Below are 23,298 nucleotides of genomic sequence, written 5' to 3'. Positions count from 1 at the left end.
CGCCGGTTCCTCGTACGGACGGTCGGGCCCGCGTACGGAACGTCAGTTCTTCGTGCGGAACTTGTGGATCGCGATCGGCGCCATGATCGCCGTAAGGCCGACCGACCAGGCGACGGTCACCCACAGGTCGTGCGCGACCGGGCCGCCCACCATCAGACCGCGCGCGGCGTCCGCGAGCGAGGACAGCGGGTTGACGTCGGTGAAGGACTGCAGCCAGCCCGGCATCGACGTGGTCGGCGCGAAGATCGACGAGCCGAACTGGAGCGGCATCAGCACCAGGAAGCCGAGCCCCTGCACCGACTGAGCGCTCTTCAGGATCACGCCGAGGGTGAGGAACACCCACATCAGCGCCGACCCGAACAGCGCGGCCAGCGCCACGGCCCCGAGCAGCCCGCCCCAGTTGGTGATGTCGAAGCCGACCAGGACGCCGACGATCAGCATGATCGTGGTGGCGATCATCATGCGCAGGAGCTCCACGGCGATCTTGGCGAAGAGCACCGAGCCGCGTCCGATCGGCAGGGACCGGAACCGGTCCATGACGCCGGTGTTGAAGTCCTGGTTGAACCCGGTCCCGACCGACATGGCCATGCTCATGCCCATCATGGCCATCATGCCGGGCACGACGTACTGGACGTAGTCCTCCTGGCCGCCGCCGAGCGCCTGCCCGATCGAGCCGCCGAAGACGTACACGAACAGCAGCGTGAAGACGATCGGCATCAGGATGGCGTCGAACATCGACTCCGGGTCCTGCCGGATCCACAGGAGGTTGCGGCGCACGAGCGCGCCGGTGTGCCGCAGATGCGCCCGCAGCGAGATGCGGGCGTCGGCGGGTGCCGCCGTGCTGGGGGTGGTGGTGGCGGCGCTCATACGGCGACCTCCTCGCGGTCGTCGGTGGGCACGGCGTCCTGCGGGGCACTGGCACGGTGGCCGGTGAGGGACAGGAACACCTCGTCCAGGCTGGGCAGTTCGGTGGAGATGGACGCGAGGGTGATGCCCCGCGCGGTGACGGCGCCGACGATGGCGGTGAGCTGCTCGTCGCTGAGCACCGGGACGAGCAGGGTGCCGGTCTCGGTGTCCACGGTGGTGGTCGCGAGGCCGGTGATGCCGAGGTCGTCGAGGTATCCGGCGAGGGGCCGCAGCTGCAGGGCATCGGTCGGCCGGATCCGCAGGGTGCGTCCGCCCACCTTGGCCTTGAGCTCCTCGATGCCCCCGCCCGCGATGACCTTGCCCCGGTCGACGACCGTCAGCTCGGAGGCGAGCTGCTCGGCCTCCTCCATGTACTGGGTGGTCAGCAGCACGGTCACGCCGTCCCCGACCATGGCCTTGACCTCGGCCCACACCTCGTTGCGGGTCCGCGGGTCGAGCCCCGTGGTCGGCTCGTCGAGGAACAGCACCGTGGGCCGGCCGATCATGGAGGCGGCAAGGTCGAGCCGCCGCCGCATGCCGCCGGAGTAGGTCGCCGCGGGCCGCTTGGCCGCGTCGGTCAGCGAGAACCGCTCCAGCAGCTCGTCGGCACGCGTGCGTGCCTCCTTGCGGGGCAAATCCAGGAGCCGCCCGATGAGGTACAGGTTCTCCCACCCGGGGAGCTTCTCGTCGACGGAGGCGTACTGACCGGTCAGGCCGATCACCCTCCGCAGCTGCCGGGGCTGCCGCAGGACGTCGTATCCGGCGACGGTGGCCTCTCCGGCGTCCGGCGTCAGCAGTGTGGAGAGGATGCGCACGAGGGTGGTCTTGCCGGCCCCGTTCGGCCCGAGCACGCCCATCACGGTGCCCTCGCGCACATCGAGGTCGACACCGTCCAGAGCCTTGGTCTCGCCGTAGTGCTTGACCAACCCCCGCACGGATACGGCGCTGCTCGCGCCGCCGGGGTTCTTGTCGATTCGCGTCATGGGGACGACGTTGTCAGGCCGCACCGACAAACCACCGACAGCTCACCGACATGGCCTACGACTCACCGACAAGCGATGTCGGCAGGCGATGTCGGCACGTCAGGGGTGCACGCGAAAGGCGTACGACGGAGGGGGCGCCCGGTGATCACCGGGCGCCCCCTCCGTCGTAGGACTCGCAGAACCGGACTCAGTACTGGACCGTCTCCGCCTGCTGCGGAACATGCGAGGCGACCACGCGCTCCCGCCCACTCCGCTGAGCGGCCCCGCGCCGGTCCACCGCGTACGCGGCACCCGCGACCCCGAGCCCGAGGACGGCCAGTGCGGCGCCCGCCAGTGCCGGAGAGGTGACCCCGAGGCCCGCCGCGAGGGCGAGGCCGCCGATCCAGGCACCGCCCGCGTTGGCGAGGTTGAAGGCCGCCTGGTTGGCCGACGAGGCCAGGGACGGGGCGCTGGACGCCTTCTCCATCACCATCAGCTGGAGCGGGGAGCCCGTGGCGAAGGCCGCCATGCCGAGCAGGACGACCGCCAGGGCCGCGCTCCACGCCGTCGACATCAGGAGCGGGAAGAGAGCCAGGACCAGCGCCAGCGAGAGCAGGCCCCCGAACAGCGTCCCCCGCATCGCGTGGTCCGCCAGGCGCCCGCCCAGCAGGTTGCCCGCCGTCGCGCCGACACCGAACAGCGCCAGCAGCAGCGTCACGCTGGCGTCGGTGTACCCGGCGGCGTCGGTGAGCATCGGCGTGATGTAGCTGTACGCGGCGAAGAGCGCGCCGAAGCCCGCGACCGTCGTGCCGAGCGCCAGCCACACCGGCAGGGAGCGCAGGGCGGCCAGCTCGCCGCGCAGGCCCGCCTGCTCGGCGGCGTGCGCCTCGGTGCGCGGGATGAGCAGCGCCAGCGCCGCCATCGCGGCCAGGCCGATCGTGCTCACGCCGAGGAAGGTGGCCCGCCAGCCCAGGCTCTGGCCCATCAACGTGGCCACGGGCACGCCCGCGACGTTGGCCATCGTCAGGCCGAGGAACATCAGCGACACGGAGCGGGCCTTGCGCTCCGGCGCGACCATGCTCGTCGCCACGACCGCGCCGACGCCGAAGAAGGCGCCGTGCGGCAGGCCGCTGAGGAAGCGGGCGGCCATCAGCCAGTGGTAGTCGGGGGCGAAGGCGGACAGCGCGTTGCCCGCGACGAACAGGGCCATCAGGCCGATCAGGACCGTGCGGCGGGGCATGCGCGCCGTGACCGCGGCCAGCAGTGGGGCGCCGATGACGACGCCGAGGGCGTACGCCGAGACCAGATGTCCGGCGGTGGGGATCGAGATGCCCAGGTCGTTCGCGACTTCGGGCAGCAGGCCCATCATCACGAACTCGGTCGTACCTATGCCGAAGGCGCCGACGGCCAGGGCGAGCAGGGCCAGGGGCATGAAGTGCCTTTGCCTTTCAGGTCGAGAGCGGAGCTTCGTACTCCGTGATGTTCATTCCGTATGTTCAAGTACGGAACAAAGTCTCTCAGGCCCGCTATTCCAGCAGATGACAATCCGGTTGCCGAGACCCGTCCGGGCGGCGCTGACCAGGGTTTTTCAGGACGCTGATGTGTCGACCTTCACACGCGCCGCCACCGGCAGATGGTCGCTCCCGGTCTCCGGCAGCGTCCAGGAGCTCAGCGGCTCCAGGCCCTTCACCATGATCTGGTCGATCCGGGCCATCGGGAACGACGCCGGCCAGCTGAAGCCCATCCCGCTGCCCGACGCGCCCTGCGTGGAGCGCATCTGGGCGGTGACGGCGTTCAGCGCACGGTCGTTCATCGTGCCGTTCAGGTCGCCGAGCAGGACGATCTGCTGGAGGGACTCGTCGGCGATGGCCTCGCCCAGCGCGTCGGCGCTCTTGTCGCGCTGCCGGGCGGTGAACCCGGCCTCCACCTTCACCCGCACCGACGGCAGATGGGCGACGTACACCGCGACCTGCCCGGACGGCGTGGTCACCGCGGCCCGCATGGCACGGACCCAGCCCAGCTTGATGTCCACCGGCTCGACCCCGCTCAGCGGGTACTTGCTCCACAGCCCGACGGTGCCCTGCACCGAGTGGTACTTGTACGTCGACGCCAGCGCCTTCTCGTACGTCGGAACCGCCCCGGCCGTCAGCTCCTCCAGGGCCACCACGTCGGCGCCGGACGCGGCCACGTCCCGGGCGGTGCCGGCCGGATCGGCGTTGTCCGCGTTGACGTTGTGCGTGGCCACCGTGAGGTCGCCGCCGACGCCGGTCTTGTCGGTGAGCTGGCCGCCGAACAGGTTCAGCCAGACGATCGCCGGGACCAGCACGGCGATCAGCGCGATCGCGGACCTGCGGACGAGGGCCAGCAGGAGCAGCACCGGGACGAACAGCCCCAGCCAGGGCAGGAACGTCTCTGTGAGGCTGCCGAGGTTGCCGATGGCGTTCGGGATCTGCGCGTGCAGCAGCATCACCAGGGCGAGGATCACCGCGAGGGTGGCCAGGATGATGCCACGGCGCCAGACGCGCGGGTCGCCGCGCCAGCCCGCTACCAGGCCCTTCAGGCGGTTTGTCAGGCGCTGAAGCCCGGGTTCCCGACGCTCGGGACCCGAGCCGCCGTTGTCCGTCTCCGTCACGTACGCCTGCTGCGCCATACCGTCGCCTCACTACCTGCCGTGCAACACCGTCGTCCCCCCGCGCCCAGAGAAACCCTAGGGGATGATCGGCTCCGATCCCGCCGTACTCATGACGGCCGTACGGGGGCGAGGACGTACAAGTCGCCTTCGTGAGTTCCGGATGTGCCGGGGGAAAGCGCGCTCTGTGACGAAACGCGCACATTCGATCTACGGGGTGTGTGAACTGACGGGCCGTAGACCCTCCAGAACGGCATCGGCCATCTGCTCCGACAGACCTTCCGGAAGTCCGGCGTCCGGGCGCATGACGGCACGCACCAGCATCGGTCCGAAGATCATGTCGTTCATCACGTCGACGTCGATGTCCGCGCGCAGTTCGCCGTTCTCCTGCCCGCGGCGCAGGATCGCGTGCTGCTTCCGGCGCCGTGGCTCGACGACGGCCGCGTGGTAGGCGTCCCAGATCTTCGGGCTGCTCTTCATCTGGGCGATGACGTTGTGCAGGAGCACCGACGAACGGGTCATCAGACCGCGTTGCCGCAACTGCTCCAGCAGCGCCACGACATCGTCGCGCACCGAGGTGCCGGGCAGTTCGGGGTCGGGCGGCTCGGCGGCGCGCACGACGTCGACGAAGAGCTCCTCCTTGCCGCTCCAGCGGCGGTAGATGGTGGCCTTGCCGACCCCCGCGGTACGCGCGATGCGCTCGATGGACAGCTCCGCGAGCGGCACGCCGTCCTCCAGCAGCTTCAGGATGCCCTCCATGATGGACCGCTCCACGGCCTCGCTGCGGGGTCGGCCCCGGGTGGGGCCGTCCTGCCGGGGTTGGCTGTCGGCGAGGCTCACTTGGCTCGGTCCTTTCCGTGGGTTGGGGTGATTCTCCCTGGTGCACGGCGTCGGCGTGCAGGACGTCGCGGGGCACGGGGCGCGCGTCGGCGCGTGTCGCACCCCCGCCTCCTACTCCGCGGCAGCCAACTCCCGTTCCGTCTCGCCCTCCTGAGGCGCCGCCGGCCGCCCCGGCAGGAACAGCCCGACGACCACCGCACCGAGCACCGCGACACCCGCGCCCCACAGCGCGGTGACGTGCATGGCGTGCAGGAAGGCGTCGTGGGCCGCGCCGACGAGGGCGTCGCCCCGCGGGCCGAGCCGGTCCGCGACGCCGAGCGTGGCCTCGATGGACTCGCCCGCGGTGTGCCGTACGCCCTCCGGCAGCACCGTGAGCCGGTCCTCGATGTCACCTCGGTACGCGGTCGACAGGACCGAGCCCAGAACGGCGATGCCGAGCGCGCCGCCGACCTGGCGGAAGGTGTTGCTGAGCGCGGAGGCGGAGCCGGCCTTCTCGCGGGGCAGGGCCTGCATGATGACGACGCTGACGGGGGTCATGATGTGCGCCATCGCGGTGCCCATGAGGAAGAAGACGACCTCCAGGATCCAGATCGGCGTGTCCGCCTCGAACGTGGCGAACGCGGCCAGGGTGGCGGCGATCAGCAGCATGGCGCCGGTGGTGGTGGCCCGGTTGCCGAACCGGTCGACGACGAGCCGGGCCCGCGGGGCGAAGATCATCTGGGCGGCGGCGAGCGGCAGCATCAGCAGGCCGGTCTCCAACGGCGAGTAGCCGCGCACGCTCTGGGTGTAGAAGACCGAGAAGAAGGTCACGCCCATCAGGGCGAAGAAGACCAGCGCGATCACGCCGATCGCGGCCGAGAAGACCTTGTTGCGGAAGTACGTGACGTCGATGGACGGATGGTCGCTGCGCTTCTCGAACACGACGAACGCGGTGAGGACGGCGAGCCCGGCGCCGATGGTGGCGAGGACCGTCGGGTCCGTGAAGTCGGCGAGCTGGCCGCCCTTGATGATGCCGTAGACGAGCAGGACGAGGCCGACGACGGAGAGCACGACGCCGATGGGGTCGATACGGCCGGGCTTCGGGTCACGCGAGTCCGGGACCAGCCACAGCATCAGCGCGAGCGCGAGCAGCACGATCGGCACGTTGATGAGGAAGACGGACCCCCACCAGAAGTGGTCGAGCAGCACCCCGCCCGTGATGGGCCCGATGGCGATGGCGAGCCCGACACCGCCCGCCCAGATGCCGATGGCCTTGGGCTGCTCCTCGCGCTCGAAGACGTTCATCAGGACGGCGAGGGTGGCCGGCATGACGAAGGCGGCGCCGAGGCCCATCACCGCGCGGAAGGTGATGAGCTCGCCGGGCGAGCCGGAGAACGCGGCGAGGGCGGAACCGATCCCGAACACGGCGAGCCCGCCGAGCAGGACCTTCTTGCGGCCGAGCCGGTCGCCGAGGATGCCCGCGCTGAAGAGCAGACCGGCGAAGACGAGGGTGTAGGCGTTGATCGCCCACTCCAGCTCGCTCTGGGTGGCGCCGAGGCCCGTCGGGGCCGGGGTCGAGATGGTCTTGATGGCGACGTTCAGGATCGAGTTGTCCAGGACGACGATCAGCAGGCTCAGCATCAGCACGGCGAGGATCGCCCAACGGCGCCGGTGCACGGCTTCCGGTATGCGGGGGGCTGTGGCGGCGGGAGAAGTCATGCCGTCGACGCTACCTCCTTTACGATACGGAACCGTCTCGTATCTTAAATTCTTACCGAGTGCTTACGCGGGACGGAACACCGGGGCGGACACGGGGGCGGAACTCACACAGGGAGGTCTGGCCGTCCCTGGCACGAGGTGCCACCATGGAGGGGATCCGGGGACGCCGTAAGGGCGCCTCGAGATGACAGAAGGAGCCGTTGCAATGACGCAGCTTTCGGCTGCCCAGACGCCTCAGGCGAAGACCTCCGACGGCAGCAAGGCGCTGTACGGGGGGAAGGGCACACGCCGCATCACCGTTCGCGACATCGGCCTCGCCAAGGAGCGGGGCGAGAAGTGGCCCATGCTCACCGCCTACGACGCGATGACCGCGTCAGTCTTCGACGAGGCCGGCATCCCGGTCATGCTCGTCGGCGACTCCGCGGGCAACTGCCACCTCGGCTACGACACCACGGTGCCGGTGACGCTCGACGAGATGACCATGCTCTCGGCGGCCGTCGTACGCGGCACCTCCCGCGCCCTGATCGTCGGCGACCTCCCCTTCGGCTCCTACCAGGAGGGCCCGGTGCAGGCGCTGCGCTCGGCGACCCGGCTGGTCAAGGAGGCCGGCGTCGGGGCGGTCAAGCTGGAGGGCGGCGAGCGCTCGCACGAGCAGATCCGTCTGCTGGTCGAGTCCGGCATCCCGGTCATGGCCCACATCGGCCTGACCCCGCAGTCCGTCAACGCCATGGGCTACCGCGTCCAGGGCCGCGGCGAGGAGGCGGCCGCGCAACTCCTGCGCGACGCCAAGGCGGTCCAGGACGCGGGCGCGTTCGCGGTCGTCCTGGAGCTGGTGCCGGCGGAGCTGGCGGCCGAGGTGACGCGCACGCTGCACATCCCGACCGTCGGCATCGGCGCCGGTGCCGAGACCGACGCCCAGGTCCTGGTCTGGACGGACATGCTGGGCCTGACCGGCGGCCGCGTCCCCAAGTTCGTCAAGCAATACGCCGACCTCCGCGAGGTCATGGGCAACGCGGCGAAGGCGTTCGCGGACGACGTGGTCGGCGGAACGTTCCCGTTGGAGGAGCACTCGGTCCACTGAGCCCTGCCGGGCCAGGACACCCCTGAACCACTGCGGCACCAAAGCGCCCCGCCGATCTTCCCCCGTCGGCGGGGCGCCTCTTTGTGCCCTGCCGCCGATCAGCGGCGCCGGTACGACTCCACATAGCCGCCCGCAGGCGTCCCCACGCCCGTCACGTCGTCGTAGCCCTGCACGGCCTTCAGGGAGCTGTCCTTGCCGAGGCTGCGTACGGACGTGGTCAGGCCGTCGGTGGCGTCGTAGCCGTTGACGTAGTCGACGCGGGCGACCGCGAGGCCGGAGCCCGTCGGGTTGTCCGTGACGTCGTGGTACGCCTTCGAGCCGTACCGGGCGTAGATCGCCGGGTTGGCGAAACCGAGCGGCTTACCGCCGCGGGCCTCCTGCGCGAGGGCCTGGACGGCCGCGATCACCGGCGCCGCGAGCGAGGTGCCGCCGAGGCGGTACTCGTCGTACGCCTGCGTCGTGCCGTCCGGCATGGTCTGCGTCTGGCCCACCAGGAACCCGGTGTTCGGGTCGGCGATCGCCGCGATGTCCGGCACGACGCGGTTGCCGTCGGCGCTGTTGGCCTTGGCGAGCGCGTCCGGAACTACGCCCTGCTGCCAGTACGGCTCGGCGACCGTCCTGCTGGTGCCGCCACCCGCGCCCGAGTTGAACGCGCCCGGGAAGTCGGTCCAGCTCCTGCCGTCCGCCGACAGAACCGCCTTCTCGGTGCCCCAGCCGGTCTCCCACAGGTATTTGTCGCCCTTGCCGACCGCCAGCGAGGTGCCGCCGACCGCTGTCACCCACGCCGAACTCGCCGGGATGTCCACCTGCTTGGTGCCGCTGCTCGCGACCTCGTCGCCGTCGTCGCCGGAGGAGTAGTAGAAGCCGATCCCCTCGACCGCGCCGAACTGGAAGACCTGGTCGTAGGCGGCCGCGAGGTCCGGGGTCTGGGCATCCTCGGTCTCGCCCCAGGAGTTGGAGACGAGGTCGGCCAGGTGGTTGTCGACGATCTTGCTGAGCGAGTCCAGCAGGTCCTCGTCGTAGCAGGACGCGGCGCCCACGTAGGTGACCTGCGCGCCGGGCGCGACCGCGTGCACGGCCTCGACGTCGAGGGTCTCCTCGCCGTACCAGCCGGCCGCCCCGCACTCCTCGGTCCGCGTGTACTGCGCGGGCAGGACCTGGCGCAACTGGCCGCTCTTCCAGGCCGCGTCGCCGTTGCGCTTGGCGTAGGTGCCCGCGTCGTAGGCGATGGTCGGGGAGGCGTACGCGTCGGTGATGGCGACGCGCACGCCCCTGCCGGTGCGCTTGCCCGCGCCGTACGCGGCGCGCAGCTGCTTGCCGGTGTAGCCCTTGACGGCGTACGGGAGCTTCGTGCCGTACGCGTCCGGCAGCGCGGTCGCCACCTTCGAGCCGTGGTACGTCGAGAACGGCCCGGCGTTGCGGAACACCGTCTCCGGCGGCGGGAGTTGGTCCTGGTGGCTCGCCAGGTGCGGCGCGTTGTCCAGGCCGGTGACCGTCAGGACGGCGCCCTTCAGGCTGTCCGGCACCGACGCGGTCGCCGTGGGCGCGCGGTAGGTCTTCGCGCCCTTGGTGTAGTTGTGCAGCTGGGTGCCGAACGCCTTCTCCGCGGCGGCCACCTCACCGGTGACGGCGACGTAGTGCTGCGTGACACCCGTGACCTTCAGACCCGCCGACCGCAACCAGCTGCTGACGGCGGTCACTTGTGCCTTCGTCGCGCCGAAACGGGCCTGGGCCCGGTCGGCACTGAGGTACTTGCCGTACGACGCCGAGTTCGGGTCCGACACGGCCTTCGCGTAGGCGGCGAGGCCGGCCGCGTCCCGGCCCGCGAGGTAGACGCGCACGGAGACCCGGGCGCTGTCCGCCGCCGCGCCCCGGTCCGCCCTGGCCGTGGCCCAGGTGGGCTTGGTGCCGGCGAGCGTGTCACGGCCCTGGTCCGCGGCGTGCGCCGCGGGTATGCCGAGCGCCAGCGCGCCGGAGAGGAGAGGCAGTGTCGCCGCCAAGCTCACCGAGGCGCGCAGCGCGGCACGGTTCGATCTCATGGAACCCCCTGTGCGGTTCGTGTGTGCGAGTGGATCACCCGACGGTGGCCACTTAAGCGACGAACCGTTCACGCCAGGGGAATGCCCGGCCCAAGAAGGTCCCAACTAACCTAATGACAAAGCCATTTCGACCGCTGCGACGGCAGCTGCGACGGCAGCCGCGGCGACCGTCGTGACGTCATGACCGCGGCTTCGCGCCCCGCTCCTTCAGCATGTCCGCCATCAGGTCGATCTCCGACTGCTGCCCGTTCACCATGGTCTGCGCGAGCCGCTTCTCCACGCCGACCGAGCACTTGTCGACACAGCCCTCGGCCATGTGGATGCCGCCCTTGTGATGGGCCGTCATCAACTGCAGGAAGAAGATCTCCGCCTGCTTGCCGCTGAGCTCCTGAAGCTTCTTCATCTCCGTGTTGGTCGCCATGCCCGGCATCAGTGCGCCGTCCTCGGCGGCGGGCATGTCACCCATGCCCATCCACGTCATCGGCGCGTCCGGCGACACCTTCGGCAGCTCCCACAGGTCCAGCCAGCCCAGCAGCATGCCGCGCTGGTTGGCCTGGGTCTGCGCGATGTCGTACGCGAGCCGCCGGATCTCCTCGTCCTTCGTGCGGTCGCGCACGATGTACGACATCTCGACGGCCTGCTGGTGGTGCACCGCCATGTCGCGCGCGAACCCGGCGTCGGCCGAGTCGGGGCCCGGCGTCCTGCTCGAACCGCCGTCCTCGGCCACCGCGTAGGTGAGCGCGCCGACCGCGACGAGCACGGCCGCCGCGGTCCCCGCGAGCCAGCCGACGTGCTGCCTCACTCCGACAGACCACCCGTGCACGGCGCGCCAGGCTCGGGCGTCTGCTCGCCCTGGACGTACTTCTCGAAGAACTTGGCGACGTTCGGGTCGCTCGCGCTCGTCACGGTGCGCTGGTGCCCCCACGCGCTGAGCATGATCGGGTCCTGCTGCTTCTCGTCCGGGCTCATCAGCGTGTACGGCGTCTGCTTGACCTTGGTCGACAGCGCCTCGACGTCGGCCTCGGCGGCCTTGGACGTGTACGTCACCCAGACCGCGCCGTGCTCCAGCGAGTGCACGGCGTTCTCCTTGCGGAGTTCCTTGTCGTAGACGTCACCGTTGCAGTTCATCCAGGCCCGGTGGTGGTCGCCGCCGACCGGGGGCTCCATCGGGTACCCGACGCTGGTCTCGACGTGGGTGCTCGACAGCTTCTTGTTCCAGGTCTTCACGCCGTCCTTGCCGGTGACGAACTTCCCGGGGATCTTGTCGGACGGCCGCTGCGCCTCGTCCTTGTCGGCGTCGGACTGCGACCGGACGAGGACGACACCGGCGGCCACGAGGCCGACGACGACCACCACGCTGGCCGTGATCGTCAGGATGCGGTTACGGCGCTCACGGGCACGTTCGGCACGCCGCATCTCCTCTATTCGCGCCTTGCGAGCCGCGTTGCTCTTGTTCTTGGCGGAGCCCATGAGGTGTTGTCCTTCTGGGGAAAAGGGACGGTCGGGTCCGCTGATCGTAATGGGGAAGGTGTGGCGTCTCGTAGAGCGGACAACGAAAAGGCCGGATCGGGATGATCCCGCCCCTCGGCCGAAGGCGGCCGCCCCGAATATTTTGAACCGCGGATGCGCATTATCTACGCTGCCGTACATGCGGCTGTTGCGCTCCACCGACCTGGCACTACGGCTCCTCATGCGACTCGCCGTCCTGGAGGGCGGCACGCCGACGACCCGCGAGGTCGCGGCGGACATGGAGGTGCCGTACACGCATGCCGCCAAGGTCGTCGCCGAGTTGCAGCACCTGGGCCTGGTGGACGCCCGCCGGGGCCGTGGCGGCGGGCTGTCGCTCAGCGACAGGGGCCGCACCGCCTCGGTCGGCGCGGTCGTGCGTGCCTTCGAGGGGGACGGCGACGTCGTCGAGTGTGAGGGCGACAGCCCCTGCCCGCTCAATTCCGGGTGCCGGCTGCGCGGTGCGCTGCGGCGGGCCCAGGAGGCCTTCTTCGCCTCGCTGGACCCGCTGACGCTGGCCGACGTGACCGCGGACCCCACCGGGCCGCTGCTGCTCCAGATCGGCCGCACGCCCTGAGGCCGGGCCGGCTTCAGCTCTCCCGCGCGAGCCAGAGGTCCGGGCCGAACACCTCGTAGTGGATGTCGGCCGGTGCCACGCCCTTCCCGATCAGCTGCGCCCGCACCGCCCGCATGAAGGGCAGCGGACCGCACAGGTACGCGCGCGTGCCCTCCGGTACGGCGATGCCGGTGAGGTCGACCCGGCCGGTGCGGTGGGAGCCGTCGGCGCCGTCGCGGCGGGCGGCTTCCTCGTACCAGAAGTGGACCGACGCGTCCGGCAGCTTCCCCGCGTACGGGTCGGCGCGCAGGGCGTGCTCGGCGGGGGAGCGGTCGCCGTGGACGACGATCACGGGGCCCTGGTGCCCGGTGTCCGCGAGCTGCCCCAGCATGGCGACGATCGGGGTCACGCCGATGCCGGCGGAGGCGAGGAGCAGCGGTGCGGCCGCGTCGTTCCCGGCCGGGTTTCCGGCCAGGACGAGATCGCCGTACGGCGGCGACAGGCGCAGCCGGTCGCCGACGTGCACGCGCGCGTGGAGGTGGTTCGAGACCTCGCCATCGGGAGCCGTGCCGCCGCGCACCCGCTTCACGCTGATCTGGCGCAGCGGTGAGCCGGGCGCGGCGGAGAGGCTGTACTGGCGTATCTGCCGCGCCCCGTCCGGCAGTCCGACCTGGACGGAGACGTACTGACCGGCCCGGAAGTCCGCCGCCGGGCCGCCGTCGGCAGGGCGCAGCCGGAAGGTGGCCACGTCGGCGGTCTCCTCGACGCGTCCGACGACCTCCCACTCCCGCCATTCGCTGCCGCCGCGCTCCTCGTACAGCCGCTTCTCGATCGCGATCAGCGCGTTCGCCATCAGCCAGTAGACCTCGTCCCAGGCGGCCGCGACCTCGGGCGTGACGGCCTCGCCGAGCACGTCGGCGATGGCGGCGAACAGGTGCTCGTGGACGAGCGCGTACTGCTCCGCCGTGATGGCCAGCGAGGCGTGCTTGTGGGCGATGCGGGCCAGCATCGCGTCGGGCCGGTCGTCGGGGTGGTCCACGAGGTGCGTCGCGAACGCGGCGATCGACCCGGCGAGGGCCTGGCGCTGGGTGCCGGCCGCCTGGTTGCCGCGGTTGAACAGGTCGCGCAGCAGCTCGGGGCGGGCCGCGAAGAGCCCGGCGTAGAAGCGCTCGGTGATCTCGCCGATGGCGCCGCCGACGACGGGGAGGGTGGCACGCACGGTGGCGACGGACTGCTCGGACAGCATCGGGTCTCCTCAGGCTCGACCGGGCGGCACAGGGGCGGCCGCCCGCCCCTCATTAAAACTTGCATCCAAGATGCAAATTAAAGCGGGGTGGGTCCTGTGGGGCCCGGCATTACGGATGTCGGTCCGAGCAGGCACTATGGGCGGCAGAGCAGTTCACCGGGCACCGCGGTAGGACACCTGCCGTTTGCCGGGCGTTCGATCGGAGGTCGCTGCGGCGATCAAGGTGCGCAACGCGCCTGAAACGGTGTTGTGGTGTGATGCTCAGGTGCCCGACCGCCTCCCGCCGCACCGGAGACAGGCGGCCTGACCAGCAAGGATGGGGAAGCGCAAGATGGACAAGCAGCAGGAGTTCGTGCTCCGGACGTTGGAGGAGCGCGACATCCGGTTCGTACGCCTGTGGTTCACGGACGTGCTGGGCTTCCTCAAGTCAGTGGCCGTGGCCCCCGCCGAGCTGGAGCAGGCCTTCGACGAGGGCATCGGCTTCGACGGCTCCGCGATCGAGGGCTTCGCCCGCGTATACGAGTCCGACATGATCGCCAAGCCGGACCCGTCGACCTTCCAGATCCTGCCCTGGCGCGCCGAGGCCCCCGGCACCGCCCGCATGTTCTGCGACATCCTCATGCCGGACGGTTCCCCGTCCTTCGCGGACCCGCGCTACGTCCTCAAGCGCGCCCTGGCCCGCACCTCCGACCTGGGGTTCACCTTCTACACGCACCCCGAGATCGAGTTCTTCCTGCTGAAGCACAAGCCCCTGGACGGCTCCCGGCCCACCCCGGCCGACGAGTCCGGCTACTTCGACCACACCCCGCAGAACATCGGCATGGACTTCCGCCGCCAGGCGATCACCATGCTGGAGTCGATGGGCATCTCCGTCGAGTTCTCCCACCACGAGGGCGCGCCGGGCCAGCAGGAGATCGACCTGCGGTACGCCGACGCGCTGTCCACGGCGGACAACATCATGACGTTCCGCCTGGTCATGAAGCAGGTGGCGCTGGAGCAGGGCGTCCAGGCGACCTTCATGCCGAAGCCGTTCTCCGAGCACCCGGGCAGCGGCATGCACACGCACCTGTCCCTGTTCGAGGGCGACCGCAACGCGTTCTACGAGTCGGGCGCCGAGTACCAGCTCTCCAAGGTCGGCCGCTCCTTCATCGCGGGCCTGCTGCGGCACGCGGCGGAGATCTCCGCGGTCACCAACCAGTGGGTGAACTCCTACAAGCGCATCTGGGGCGGCTCCGAGCGCACCGCGGGCGCCGGCGGCGAGGCCCCGTCGTACATCTGCTGGGGCCACAACAACCGCTCGGCCCTCGTCCGCGTCCCGATGTACAAGCCCGGCAAGACGGGCTCGGCGCGGGTCGAGGTCCGGTCCCTGGACTCCGGCGCCAACCCGTACCTGGCGTACGCCCTCCTGCTGGCCGCCGGTCTCAAGGGCATCGAGGAGGGCTACGAGCTCCCGCCCGGCGCCGAGGACGACGTCTGGGCCCTCTCCAACGCCGAGCGCCGCGCCATGGGCATCGAGCCGCTGCCGCAGAACCTGGGCGAGGCCCTCTCCCTGATGGAGCGCAGCGACCTCGTCGCCGAGACGCTGGGGGAGCACGTCTTCGACTTCTTCCTGCGCAACAAGCGGCAGGAGTGGGAGGAGTACCGCTCCGAGGTCACCGCGTTCGAGCTGCGGAAGAATCTGCCGGTGCTCTAGGGCTTCGCGCAGGGCGCGGGGCCGTGTCACAGCCCCGCGCCCCCTGCCGCCGTTACTGCCCGCGCCCGTTCACCTGTTCCGTCAGGAGCTGGTGCAGCGGCTTCGTGGCCCTCTGGCGGTACTCCTGGATGGACCAGCCGTTGCCGTCGGGGTCCTTGAAGTACATGAAGGTGGCGCCGTCGTCGGGGGTGTACTGGACCGGCTCGGAGATGTCGAGGCCGCGTTCGGTCAGTTCCGCGTGGGCGGCCTTGATGTCGGCCACGCAGAGCTGGAGGCCCTGGTAGGAGCCGGGCTCGGGTACGGTCTCGCCCTTGGTCATGTCCCAGATGCTGTCGCCGAGGGCGATCGAACAGCCGGAGCCCGGAGGCGTCAGCTGGACGATGCGCATGCCCGGCATGACCTCCTGGTCGATGTCGACGTGGAAGCCGACCTTGTCCCGGTAGAAGTCGCGGGCCCGGTCGATGTCGCTGACAGGTAGCGGGATCACTTCGAGCGTGAAGTCCATTGCTGTTCCTCCTGGGTGAAACGCCAACGAGTCTGGCTGAACGGCTCACCCTTACCGAAGCCGAAAACCGTGCTCGGCGCCACCGAGTAGACGTAGGCGTGTCCCGCGCCGTGCCGGAAGCAGCCGTCCGCGACGTCGAAGTGCCAGAAGCTGCCGTACTTCGCCTCCCACGCCGCGGCCAGCTCGCGTAGACGGGCCTCGTCGGTGATCCGTACCGCCTCGCCCTCGACCACCAGGTCGTAGCCCTTGTCCCAGATGTTCGTGCCGGTCGTCAGCACGAGGTGCGGGTTGGCCGCCAGATTCCGGGCCTTGCGCTCCTCCGGGCCCGTGCAGAAGTGCAGCGCCCCCTGGGACCAGACCGCCGGCAGCGGGGTCACATGCGGCCGCCCGTCCGGCCGTACCGTGGAGATCCAGAACAGCTCGGCCTCGGCCAGCAGCCTCTCCGCCTCGGGCCACGGGACCGCCGTGGCCGTCTCGTCGCTGTAGCGCGCATCCAGCCGGGTCTGCGGTTGCTTGTCGGTCATCGGACGGCCTCCAGATGTGTCGCCGGAATATGTCGCCGGACGTGTCCTTCGACAAGGAAGACCCCACGGACCACCCGAACTCATCGGCGCCACTGTCGGACTCTGCGGCTAGGCTCGACCGGGTACGACCTTGATCGGGCGCGCACGACCCCGATCGGACGGGAGGGCGAGCATGATGGCGCCGGGGCGCAGGAGCAGTACCTTCACGCGGCTGCTGCGGCACGGTTTCACCGACCCGTCGGCCGCCGAGCGCCTCCTGGACAGCGACCAGCTCGCGCCGGTCAGGAACGACCCGGTCCTGCTGGAGGCGCTCGGCGCCACCGCCGACCCCGACCTCGCCCTGCACGGCCTCGTCCGGCTGCTCGAGGCGCAGCCCGGCCACGCCGCCCAGCGGGAGCTGGTGGACACGCTGATAGCCGCCAAGCCCCTGCGCGACCGGCTGCTCGGCGTGCTCGGCGCCTCCGCCGCGCTGGCCGACCACCTCGCCAAGCACGCCGGCGACTGGCAGGAACTCGCCATGTACGAGCCGCGGGATCTGCACCCCGGCGTGGAGGAGTTCGAGCGCGGACTCGCCGGGGCCACCGACCCGGTCTCCCTGCGCGTCGCCTATCGGCGCTGTCTGCTGTCCATCGCCGCCCGTGACGTGTGCGGCACCACCGACCTGGCCCAGACGGCCGCCGAGCTCGCCGACCTCGCCACCGCGACCCTGCGCGCCGCGCTCGCCATCGCCCGCGCCGCCGCACCGGAGGACGCCGCACTGTGCCGGTTCGCGGTGATCGCGATGGGCAAGTGCGGAGGCCACGAGCTGAACTACGTCTCCGACGTCGACGTCATCTTCGTCGGCGAGATCGCGGACGGCGCCGACGAGGCCAAGGCCCTGCGGTCGGCCACCAAGATCGCCTCGCACATGATGCGCGTCTGCTCGGAGACCACCGTCGAGGGCTCCATCTGGCCGGTCGACGCCAATCTGCGCCCCGAGGGCAGGAACGGCCCCCTGGTGCGCACGCTCAGCAGCCATCTCGCCTACTACCAACGCTGGGCCAAGACCTGGGAGTTCCAGGCGCTGCTCAAGGCCCGCCCGGTGGCGGGCGACATCGAGCTCGGTGAGGCGTACGTCGCCGCACTGGAGCCCCTGGTCTGGAAGGTCGCCGAGCGGGAGAACTTCGTCGTCGACGTGCAGAAGATGCGGCGCCGCGTCGTGGAGAACATCCCCGTCGCCGAGCTCGACCGGCAGCTCAAGCTGGGGCCGGGAGGTCTGAGGGACGTCGAATTCGCCGTGCAGCTGCTGCAGTTGGTGCACGGACGCGACGACGCCTCGCTGCGCAGCGGCACCACGCTCGATGCCTTGCAGGCCCTCGCCGCGGGCGGTTACGTCGGCCGTGCCGACGCCGCACAGCTCGACGCCGCCTACCGCTTCCTGCGCTCCATGGAGCATCGCATCCAGCTCTACCGGCTGCGCCGGACGCACCTGGTGCCCGAGGACGACGCCGACCTGCGCCGCATCGGCCGCTCCCTCGGCCTGCGCGCCGACCCGGTCGCCGAGCTGAACCGCGAGTGGAAACGGCACGCGAGCGTCGTACGGCGTCTGCACGAGAAGCTCTTCTACCGGCCGCTGCTCGACGCGGTCGCCCAACTTGCCCCCGGCGAGGCCCGGTTGAGTGCCGGGGCCGCGCGCGAGCGGCTGGTGGCGCTCGGGTACGCCGATCCGGCGTCCGCCCTGCGCCATCTGGAGGCGCTGGCCTCCGGCGTCAGCCGCAAGGCGGCGATCCAACGCACCCTGCTGCCCGTCCTGTTGGGCTGGTTCGCCGACTCGGCCGATCCGGACGCGGGCCTGCTGAACTTCCGCAAGGTGTCGGACGCGCTCGGCAAGACCCCCTGGTACCTGCGGCTGCTGAGAGACGAAGGCGCCGCTGCGGAGAACCTCGCCCGGGTGCTGTCGGCCGGCCGGCTCGCCCCCGATCTGCTGATGCGGGCGCCCGAGGCCGTCGCGCTGCTCGGGAACGGGGACGGCGGCAGCGGGCTGGAGCCCCGCTCGCGCGGGCACCTGGAGCAGGAGATCATCGCCGCGGTGAGCCGTGCCGACGGTGACGCCCAGGCGGTCACGGCGGCCCGTGGGGTGCGTCGGCGGGAGCTGTTCCGTACGGCCGCCGCGGACATCGTCGACTCCTACGGCACCGAGACGAAGCCGCCCGAGGCCGACCAGGGGGCCCTCGTGGACCGGGTCGGGGCGGCGGTGTCGGGCCTCACGGCCGCGACACTGGCGGGGACGCTGCGGGCGGTGGTGCGGGCCGGCTGGGGGGACACCCTGCCCACGCGGTTCGCGATCATAGGGATGGGGCGCTTCGGCGGGCAGGAGCTGGGTTACGGCAGCGACGCGGACGTTCTGTTCGTGCACGAGCCGCAGGACGGCGTCGACGAGCACGAGGCCGCGGTCGCCGCGAACCGGGTCGTCGAGGAGATGCGGCGGCTGCTGCAGATCCCGAGTGCGGATCCGCCGCTGCTGATCGACGCCGATCTGCGGCCCGAGGGCAAGTCGGGGCCGCTGGTCCGGACCCTGAACTCGTACGGGGCGTACTACCGCCGGTGGTCGCTGGTGTGGGAGTCGCAGGCGCTGCTGCGGGCCGAGGCGATGGCGGGGGACGCGGATCTGGGGCGCCGGTTCATCGAGATGATCGATCCGTTGCGGTATCCCGCGGGCGGGCTCGGTGAGGACGCCGTGCGGGAGATCCGGCGGCTGAAGGCACGCATGGAGTCCGAGCGGCTGCCTCGCGGTGCCGACCCCAAGCTGCACACCAAGCTCGGGCCGGGTGGGCTCTCCGACGTCGAGTGGACCGTCCAGCTTCTTCAGATGCAGCACGGCTCGACCGTGGCGGGGCTGCGGACGACCCGGACTCGGGAGGCGCTCGCCGCCGCTCGTGCCGCCGGGCTCATGTCGGACGAGGACGCGGCGACCCTGGATGAGGCCTGGGTGCTGGCGACCCGGGTGCGCAATGCCGTGATGCTGGTGCGGGGGCGGGCCGGCGACACGTTTCCGTCGGACGCGCGGGAGCTGGCCGCTGTGGGGCGTTACCTGGGGTACGAGCTCGGTCACGTGGGGGACATGCTCGACGCCTATCGGCGCACCGCTCGGCGGGCTCGGGGTGTGGTGGACGAGCTGTTCTACGGGGGGTGACGGATTCCTCCGGCGGTTGGGCCGGGGGTGCCTGCGGCGGCCTGCGCGGCCCCGGTGGGGGTGCGCGCGCGTGGCGCCTAACGGTGTGATTCGGGTCGGGGCCGTGCCGGGGGGTGTCCGTCCTCGGTCGGGCGGTTGCCGTCGGCCGGGACGTGCTGTTCGTTGACGCCCGCCGCTGCGGGCGGACACCCCCCGGCACGTCCCCTTGCCGCCGTGGCCGGGTGGGGGTCCAGGCGGGGTGGGGCCACTCGCTTCGGCAGTGCGTGCGGCAGCGCGCCGTACCAGAGGCGGGCCACCGTGTAGCCGAACGCCAGGCAGACGAGGCCTCCCACCGCGTCCAGCCAGAAGTGGTTGGCCGTGGCGACGATCACCAGCAGTGTTGCCGTGGGGTAGAGGAGGCCCAGGACGCGGACCCAGGGGATTCGTGCCAGGGCGAAGATCGTCAGACCGCTCCAGACGGACCAGCCGATGTGCATGGACGGCATGGCGGCGTACTGGTTCGACATGTTCTTCAGGTCGCCCGAGGCCATCGAACCCCAGGTGTCGTGGACCAGCACCGTGTCGATGAAGCCGGTGTTGGTCATCAGCCGTGGGGGAGCGAGCGGATACAGGTAGTAGCCGATCAAGGCCACGCCTGTAGTGGCGAACAGGACCAGGCGGGTGGCCGCGTAGCGGCCGGGGTGGCTGCGGTAGAGCCAGATCAGGACGCCGAGGGTGATGATGAAGTGCAGCGTCGCGTAGTAGTAGTTCATGCCGACGATGAGCCAAGTCACCGAGTTCACGGCGTGGTTGATCGACTCCTCGACCGCGATGCCGAGTTGGTGTTCCAGCTTCCAGAGCCAGTCGGCGTTGTGCAGGGCCTCGGTCCGCTGTTCCGGGACCGCGTTGCGGATCAGTGAGTACGTCCAGTAACTCACCGCGATCAGCAGGATCTCGAACCAGAGGCGAGGGCGGCGCGGAGTGCGCAGTCGGCGCAGGGGCCCCCGCCCCGTCTCTTCCGCGACGGGGGGCAGAACGGCCGCTTCCCGGCCTTCCAGTGTCGTCACGGTGGTGTCACCCATGGGCACAGAGTCTGCCAGAAAAGACTTCCCCGACCGATCATCCCCCGGTTGGGTTCAGGACGCACGTTCTACGGCCGGCGTACAGCTCCATACTCCTACCAACGCAGGGGAGGGATGGGTCTATTCTCCGCCCCGCGGACGATTTACGGACGAATCCTGTCACCCGGTGCCGAAGCCGTCGAACCCCGCACCACCAGCTCCGGCATGAACACGAACTCGCTGTGGGGAGCGGGAGTCCCGCCGATCTCCTCGAGGAGCGTGCGTACCGCGGCCTGGCCCATCGCCGGGACCGGCTTGCGGACCGTGGTGAGGGGCGGGTCGGTGAAGGCGATCAGGGGGGAGTCGTCGAAGCCGACCACCGAGATGTCCTTGGGAACGTCGAGGCCGCGTTGCCGGGCCGCCCGTATCGCGCCCAGCGCCATCATGTCGCTGGCGCAGACGATCGCGGTGCAGTCGCGGTCGATCAGGGCGGTGGTGGCGGCCTGGCCGCCCTCCAGGGTGTAGAGGGAGTGCTGGATCAGCTCGGTCTCGATGACGTCCGTCGGCAGGTTCAGCTGGTCCTGCATCGTGCGGACGAAGCCCTCGATCTTGCGCTGGACCGGCACGAAGCGCTTGGGGCCCAGTGCCAGGCCGATGCGGGTGTGGCCCAGCGAGGCGAGGTGGGTGACGGCCAGGTTCATCGCCGCGCGGTCGTCGGGGGAGATGAAAGGTGCCTGGACCTTCGGGGAGAAGCCGTCGACCAGGACGAAGGGGACACCCTGCGCGCGCAGGGTTTCGTAGCGCTGCATGTCGGCGGTGGTGTCGGCGTGGAGGCCGGAGACGTAGATGATGCCCGCCACTCCGCGGTCGACGAGCATCTCCGTCAGCTCGTCCTCCGTCGAGCCGCCCGGCGTCTGTGTGGCGAGCACCGGGGTGTAGCCCTGCCTGGTGAGGGCTTGGCCGATGACCTGGGCCAGGGCCGGGAATATCGGGTTCTCCAGCTCCGGGGTGATCAGGCCCACCAGGCCTTCGCTGCGCTGGCGCAGGCGTACGGGGCGTTCGTAGCCGAGCACGTCGAGTGCGGCCAGCACGGACTGGCGGGTGGTCGAAGCGACGCCCGGCTTCCCGTTGAGGACGCGGCTGACGGTCGCTTCGCTGACCCCCGCCTGAGCAGCGATGTCGGCAAGCCGTGTGGTCACGGCACTGGACTGTACCGGCCGTATGTCGCCTTGCACACCAATCGGGCGCCGTGGGCGACCGGTTGGCCGTCGCGGCCCGGGCTGCTGCGTCATCGCGCTCCCTCGTGAAAGTGATGGCAAGAGCTTGCAGAGTCTTGCACAACCCGCCTCCATGCCGCTCCACCGTTGGAAAGAAGCGTCTCATGGTGGTCGCCGAGCGGTCACGCCCGGATAACTTCGACGTTCCCTTGCACTTTTTTTCTGCAAGGTCTTTCGTAAGTCTTTCAACGCTGTTACGTTCACGTCGCCCGGCGGCCGCAACGGCGCAGTCGGCAAGACAGCAGGGTCAGGCAGACGGGGCCGACCCTGCATCACACGGGCTTTCACCCTCAAGGAGATCTCATGCGGCGTGGCATAGCGGCCACCGCGCTGGTGGCGTCCCTCGCCCTCGCGGCGACGGCCTGCGGCGGAAGTGACAGCGGCGACAGCGCCGACGGGCCGGTCACCATCACCTGGTGGGACACCTCCAACGCCACCAACGAGGCACCGACGTACCAGGCCTTGGTCAAGGCGTTCGAGGCCGCCAACAAGGACATCAAGGTCAAGTACGTCAACGTGCCGTTCGACCAGGCGCAGAACAAGTTCGACACCGCCGCCGGCTCCAAGGGCGCCCCGGACATCCTGCGCTCCGAGGTCGGCTGGACCCCCGCCTTCGCCAAGAAGGGCTTCTTCCTGCCGCTGGACGGCACCGAGGCCCTCGCCGACCAGGCCAAGTTCCAGCCCAGCCTGATCGAGCAGGCCAAGTACGAGGACAAGGTCTACGGCGTTCCGTTCACCACGGACACCCTCGCCTTCGTCTACAACAAGGACCTGTTCAAGAAGGCCGGCGTCGAGGCCCCCAAGACCTGGGACGACCTGAAGAAGGCCGCCGCCAAGATCAAGGACAAGACCGGCGTCGACGGCTACTGGGGCTCCACCCAGGCCTACTACGCCCAGACGTTCCTCTACGGCGAGGGCACCGACACCGTCGACGCCGACGCCAAGAAGATCACCGTCGCGGGCGCCGAGGCCAAGAAGGGCTACGGCACCTGGCTGAGCCTCTTCGACGGCAAGGGCCTGCACAAGGCCGACACCACCGCTGACGCCTACGCCCACATCCAGGAGGCGTTCGTCAACGGCAAGGTCGCCGCGATCATGCAGGGCCCCTGGGAGATCACCAACTTCTACAAGGGCTCCGCGTTCAAGGACAAGAGCAACCTCGGCATCGCCACCGTCCCGGCCGGCTCGTCCGGCAAGGCGGGCGCCCCGACCGGCGGCCACAACCTCTCCGTGTACGCCGGCTCCGACGAGGCCCACCAGAAGGCCGCGCTGAAGTTCGTGAACTTCATGACGTCGCAGAAGGCGCAGGAGACGATCGCGCTCAAGAACTCGACGCTGCCGGTCCGCGACGACGCCTACACCGCCGAGGTCAAGGCCGACCCGGGCATCGCCGGCTACCAGACCGTCCTCGCCTCCGCCCAGCCGCGCCCCGCGCTGCCCGAGTACAGCTCCCTGTGGGGCCCGCTGGACACCGAGCTGCTGAAGGTCGCCGGTGGCAAGGAGTCCCTGGACAAGGGTCTGAGCACCGCCGAGACCTCCATCGCCAAGCTGGTCCCGGACTTCAGCAAGTGACCCCGAGTGGCCGCCGGAACTTTTCCCACTCTCGAATTCGCTCGAGCGGGGG

The 23,298-nt window shown here is 70.3% G+C and carries 19 protein-coding genes; 5 read left to right on the top strand and 14 right to left on the bottom strand.

Annotation, left to right across the window (positions count from 1 at the left end):
• Window positions 1–42 precede the first annotated feature (42 nt).
• From AB5J55_RS11885 to AB5J55_RS11860, 6 genes are all read right to left on the bottom strand, one after another.
• Window positions 43–867 carry an ABC transporter permease gene (locus AB5J55_RS11885; protein WP_369270635.1) on the bottom strand — a complete coding sequence of 275 codons (825 nt, stop codon included), beginning with the start codon at window positions 865–867 and terminating at the stop codon, window positions 43–45.
• Window positions 864–1,889, bottom strand: a complete 1,026-nt coding sequence (locus tag AB5J55_RS11880; protein WP_369270634.1) for an ATP-binding cassette domain-containing protein — start codon at window positions 1,887–1,889, stop codon at window positions 864–866. The genes AB5J55_RS11885 and AB5J55_RS11880 overlap by 4 nt, the downstream gene beginning before the upstream one ends.
• A gap of 187 nt (window positions 1,890–2,076) precedes the next feature.
• Window positions 2,077–3,300 carry an MFS transporter gene (locus AB5J55_RS11875; RefSeq protein ID WP_369270633.1) on the bottom strand — a complete coding sequence of 408 codons (1,224 nt, stop codon included), beginning with the start codon at window positions 3,298–3,300 and terminating at the stop codon, window positions 2,077–2,079.
• Between the two features lie 156 nt (window positions 3,301–3,456).
• Entirely contained in the window at window positions 3,457–4,518 is a 1,062-nt protein-coding gene (locus tag AB5J55_RS11870; protein ID WP_369270632.1) for an endonuclease/exonuclease/phosphatase family protein, read from the bottom strand.
• Window positions 4,519–4,707: 189 nt separating this feature from the next.
• Window positions 4,708–5,337: a TetR/AcrR family transcriptional regulator gene (locus tag AB5J55_RS11865; protein WP_369270631.1), complete on the bottom strand. Its 630-nt coding sequence runs from the start codon at window positions 5,335–5,337 to the stop codon at window positions 4,708–4,710.
• A 111-nt stretch (window positions 5,338–5,448) separates the two neighbouring features.
• Complete coding sequence (locus AB5J55_RS11860) at window positions 5,449–7,035, bottom strand: MFS transporter (protein WP_369270630.1); 1,587 nt, start codon at window positions 7,033–7,035, stop codon at window positions 5,449–5,451.
• Window positions 7,036–7,240: 205 nt separating this feature from the next.
• Between AB5J55_RS11860 and panB the strand changes: the two genes are divergently transcribed.
• Window positions 7,241–8,116 (top strand): 3-methyl-2-oxobutanoate hydroxymethyltransferase, encoded by an 876-nt coding sequence (gene panB, locus AB5J55_RS11855; protein WP_369270629.1) that lies wholly within the window; start codon window positions 7,241–7,243, stop codon window positions 8,114–8,116.
• A 98-nt stretch (window positions 8,117–8,214) separates the two neighbouring features.
• Here panB and AB5J55_RS11850 read toward each other — a convergent pair whose 3' ends face one another.
• The 3 genes from AB5J55_RS11850 to AB5J55_RS11840 all read right to left on the bottom strand — a co-directional run bounded on the left by AB5J55_RS11850 (window position 8,215) and on the right by AB5J55_RS11840 (window position 11,625).
• Window positions 8,215–10,155, bottom strand: coding sequence for a protease pro-enzyme activation domain-containing protein (locus AB5J55_RS11850; RefSeq protein WP_369270628.1), 1,941 nt, complete (start codon window positions 10,153–10,155; stop codon window positions 8,215–8,217).
• 178 nt (window positions 10,156–10,333) lie between these two features.
• Window positions 10,334–10,957 carry a DUF305 domain-containing protein gene (locus AB5J55_RS11845; RefSeq protein WP_369270627.1) on the bottom strand — a complete coding sequence of 208 codons (624 nt, stop codon included), beginning with the start codon at window positions 10,955–10,957 and terminating at the stop codon, window positions 10,334–10,336.
• Entirely contained in the window at window positions 10,954–11,625 is a 672-nt protein-coding gene (locus tag AB5J55_RS11840; RefSeq protein WP_369270626.1) for a DUF3105 domain-containing protein, read from the bottom strand. The genes AB5J55_RS11845 and AB5J55_RS11840 overlap by 4 nt, the downstream gene beginning before the upstream one ends.
• A 178-nt stretch (window positions 11,626–11,803) precedes the next feature.
• On the opposite strand from AB5J55_RS11840, the gene AB5J55_RS11835 reads away from it, so the two are divergent.
• Window positions 11,804–12,238 (top strand): Rrf2 family transcriptional regulator, encoded by a 435-nt coding sequence (locus AB5J55_RS11835; protein ID WP_369270625.1) that lies wholly within the window; start codon window positions 11,804–11,806, stop codon window positions 12,236–12,238.
• Between the two features lie 13 nt (window positions 12,239–12,251).
• Here the strand turns inward: AB5J55_RS11835 and AB5J55_RS11830 are convergent, their stop codons facing one another.
• Window positions 12,252–13,463, bottom strand: coding sequence for a globin domain-containing protein (locus AB5J55_RS11830; protein WP_369270624.1), 1,212 nt, complete (start codon window positions 13,461–13,463; stop codon window positions 12,252–12,254).
• A 331-nt stretch (window positions 13,464–13,794) separates the two neighbouring features.
• Here AB5J55_RS11830 and AB5J55_RS11825 point away from each other — a divergent pair, with 331 nt between their 5' ends.
• Window positions 13,795–15,156 carry a glutamine synthetase family protein gene (locus AB5J55_RS11825; RefSeq protein ID WP_328428208.1) on the top strand — a complete coding sequence of 454 codons (1,362 nt, stop codon included), beginning with the start codon at window positions 13,795–13,797 and terminating at the stop codon, window positions 15,154–15,156.
• A 52-nt stretch (window positions 15,157–15,208) separates the two neighbouring features.
• On the opposite strand, the gene AB5J55_RS11820 is transcribed toward AB5J55_RS11825, so the two are convergent.
• On the bottom strand, window positions 15,209–15,661 hold the full coding sequence (locus AB5J55_RS11820) for a VOC family protein (RefSeq protein WP_369270623.1): 453 nt from the start codon (window positions 15,659–15,661) through the stop codon (window positions 15,209–15,211).
• On the bottom strand, window positions 15,640–16,185 hold the full coding sequence (locus AB5J55_RS11815) for a pyridoxamine 5'-phosphate oxidase family protein (protein WP_369270622.1): 546 nt from the start codon (window positions 16,183–16,185) through the stop codon (window positions 15,640–15,642). The genes AB5J55_RS11820 and AB5J55_RS11815 overlap by 22 nt, the downstream gene beginning before the upstream one ends.
• Before the next feature lie 172 nt (window positions 16,186–16,357).
• On the opposite strand from AB5J55_RS11815, the gene AB5J55_RS11810 reads away from it, so the two are divergent.
• Window positions 16,358–19,357, top strand: coding sequence for a bifunctional [glutamine synthetase] adenylyltransferase/[glutamine synthetase]-adenylyl-L-tyrosine phosphorylase (locus AB5J55_RS11810; RefSeq protein ID WP_369270621.1), 3,000 nt, complete (start codon window positions 16,358–16,360; stop codon window positions 19,355–19,357).
• A gap of 77 nt (window positions 19,358–19,434) precedes the next feature.
• On the opposite strand, the gene AB5J55_RS11805 is transcribed toward AB5J55_RS11810, so the two are convergent.
• Window positions 19,435–20,418, bottom strand: coding sequence for a phosphatase PAP2 family protein (locus AB5J55_RS11805; RefSeq protein ID WP_369270620.1), 984 nt, complete (start codon window positions 20,416–20,418; stop codon window positions 19,435–19,437).
• A 143-nt stretch (window positions 20,419–20,561) separates the two neighbouring features.
• Window positions 20,562–21,596, bottom strand: coding sequence for a LacI family DNA-binding transcriptional regulator (locus AB5J55_RS11800; protein WP_369270619.1), 1,035 nt, complete (start codon window positions 21,594–21,596; stop codon window positions 20,562–20,564).
• 381 nt (window positions 21,597–21,977) lie between these two features.
• Between AB5J55_RS11800 and AB5J55_RS11795 the strand changes: the two genes are divergently transcribed.
• On the top strand, window positions 21,978–23,246 hold the full coding sequence (locus tag AB5J55_RS11795; RefSeq protein ID WP_369270618.1) for an extracellular solute-binding protein: 1,269 nt from the start codon (window positions 21,978–21,980) through the stop codon (window positions 23,244–23,246).
• The last annotated feature ends 52 nt before the right edge of the window (window positions 23,247–23,298 follow it).

Source organism: Streptomyces sp. R11, from assembly GCF_041051905.1.
Classification (GTDB): Bacteria; Actinomycetota; Actinomycetes; order Streptomycetales; family Streptomycetaceae; genus Streptomyces.
This window is presented reverse-complemented; position numbering and strand designations above follow the sequence as displayed.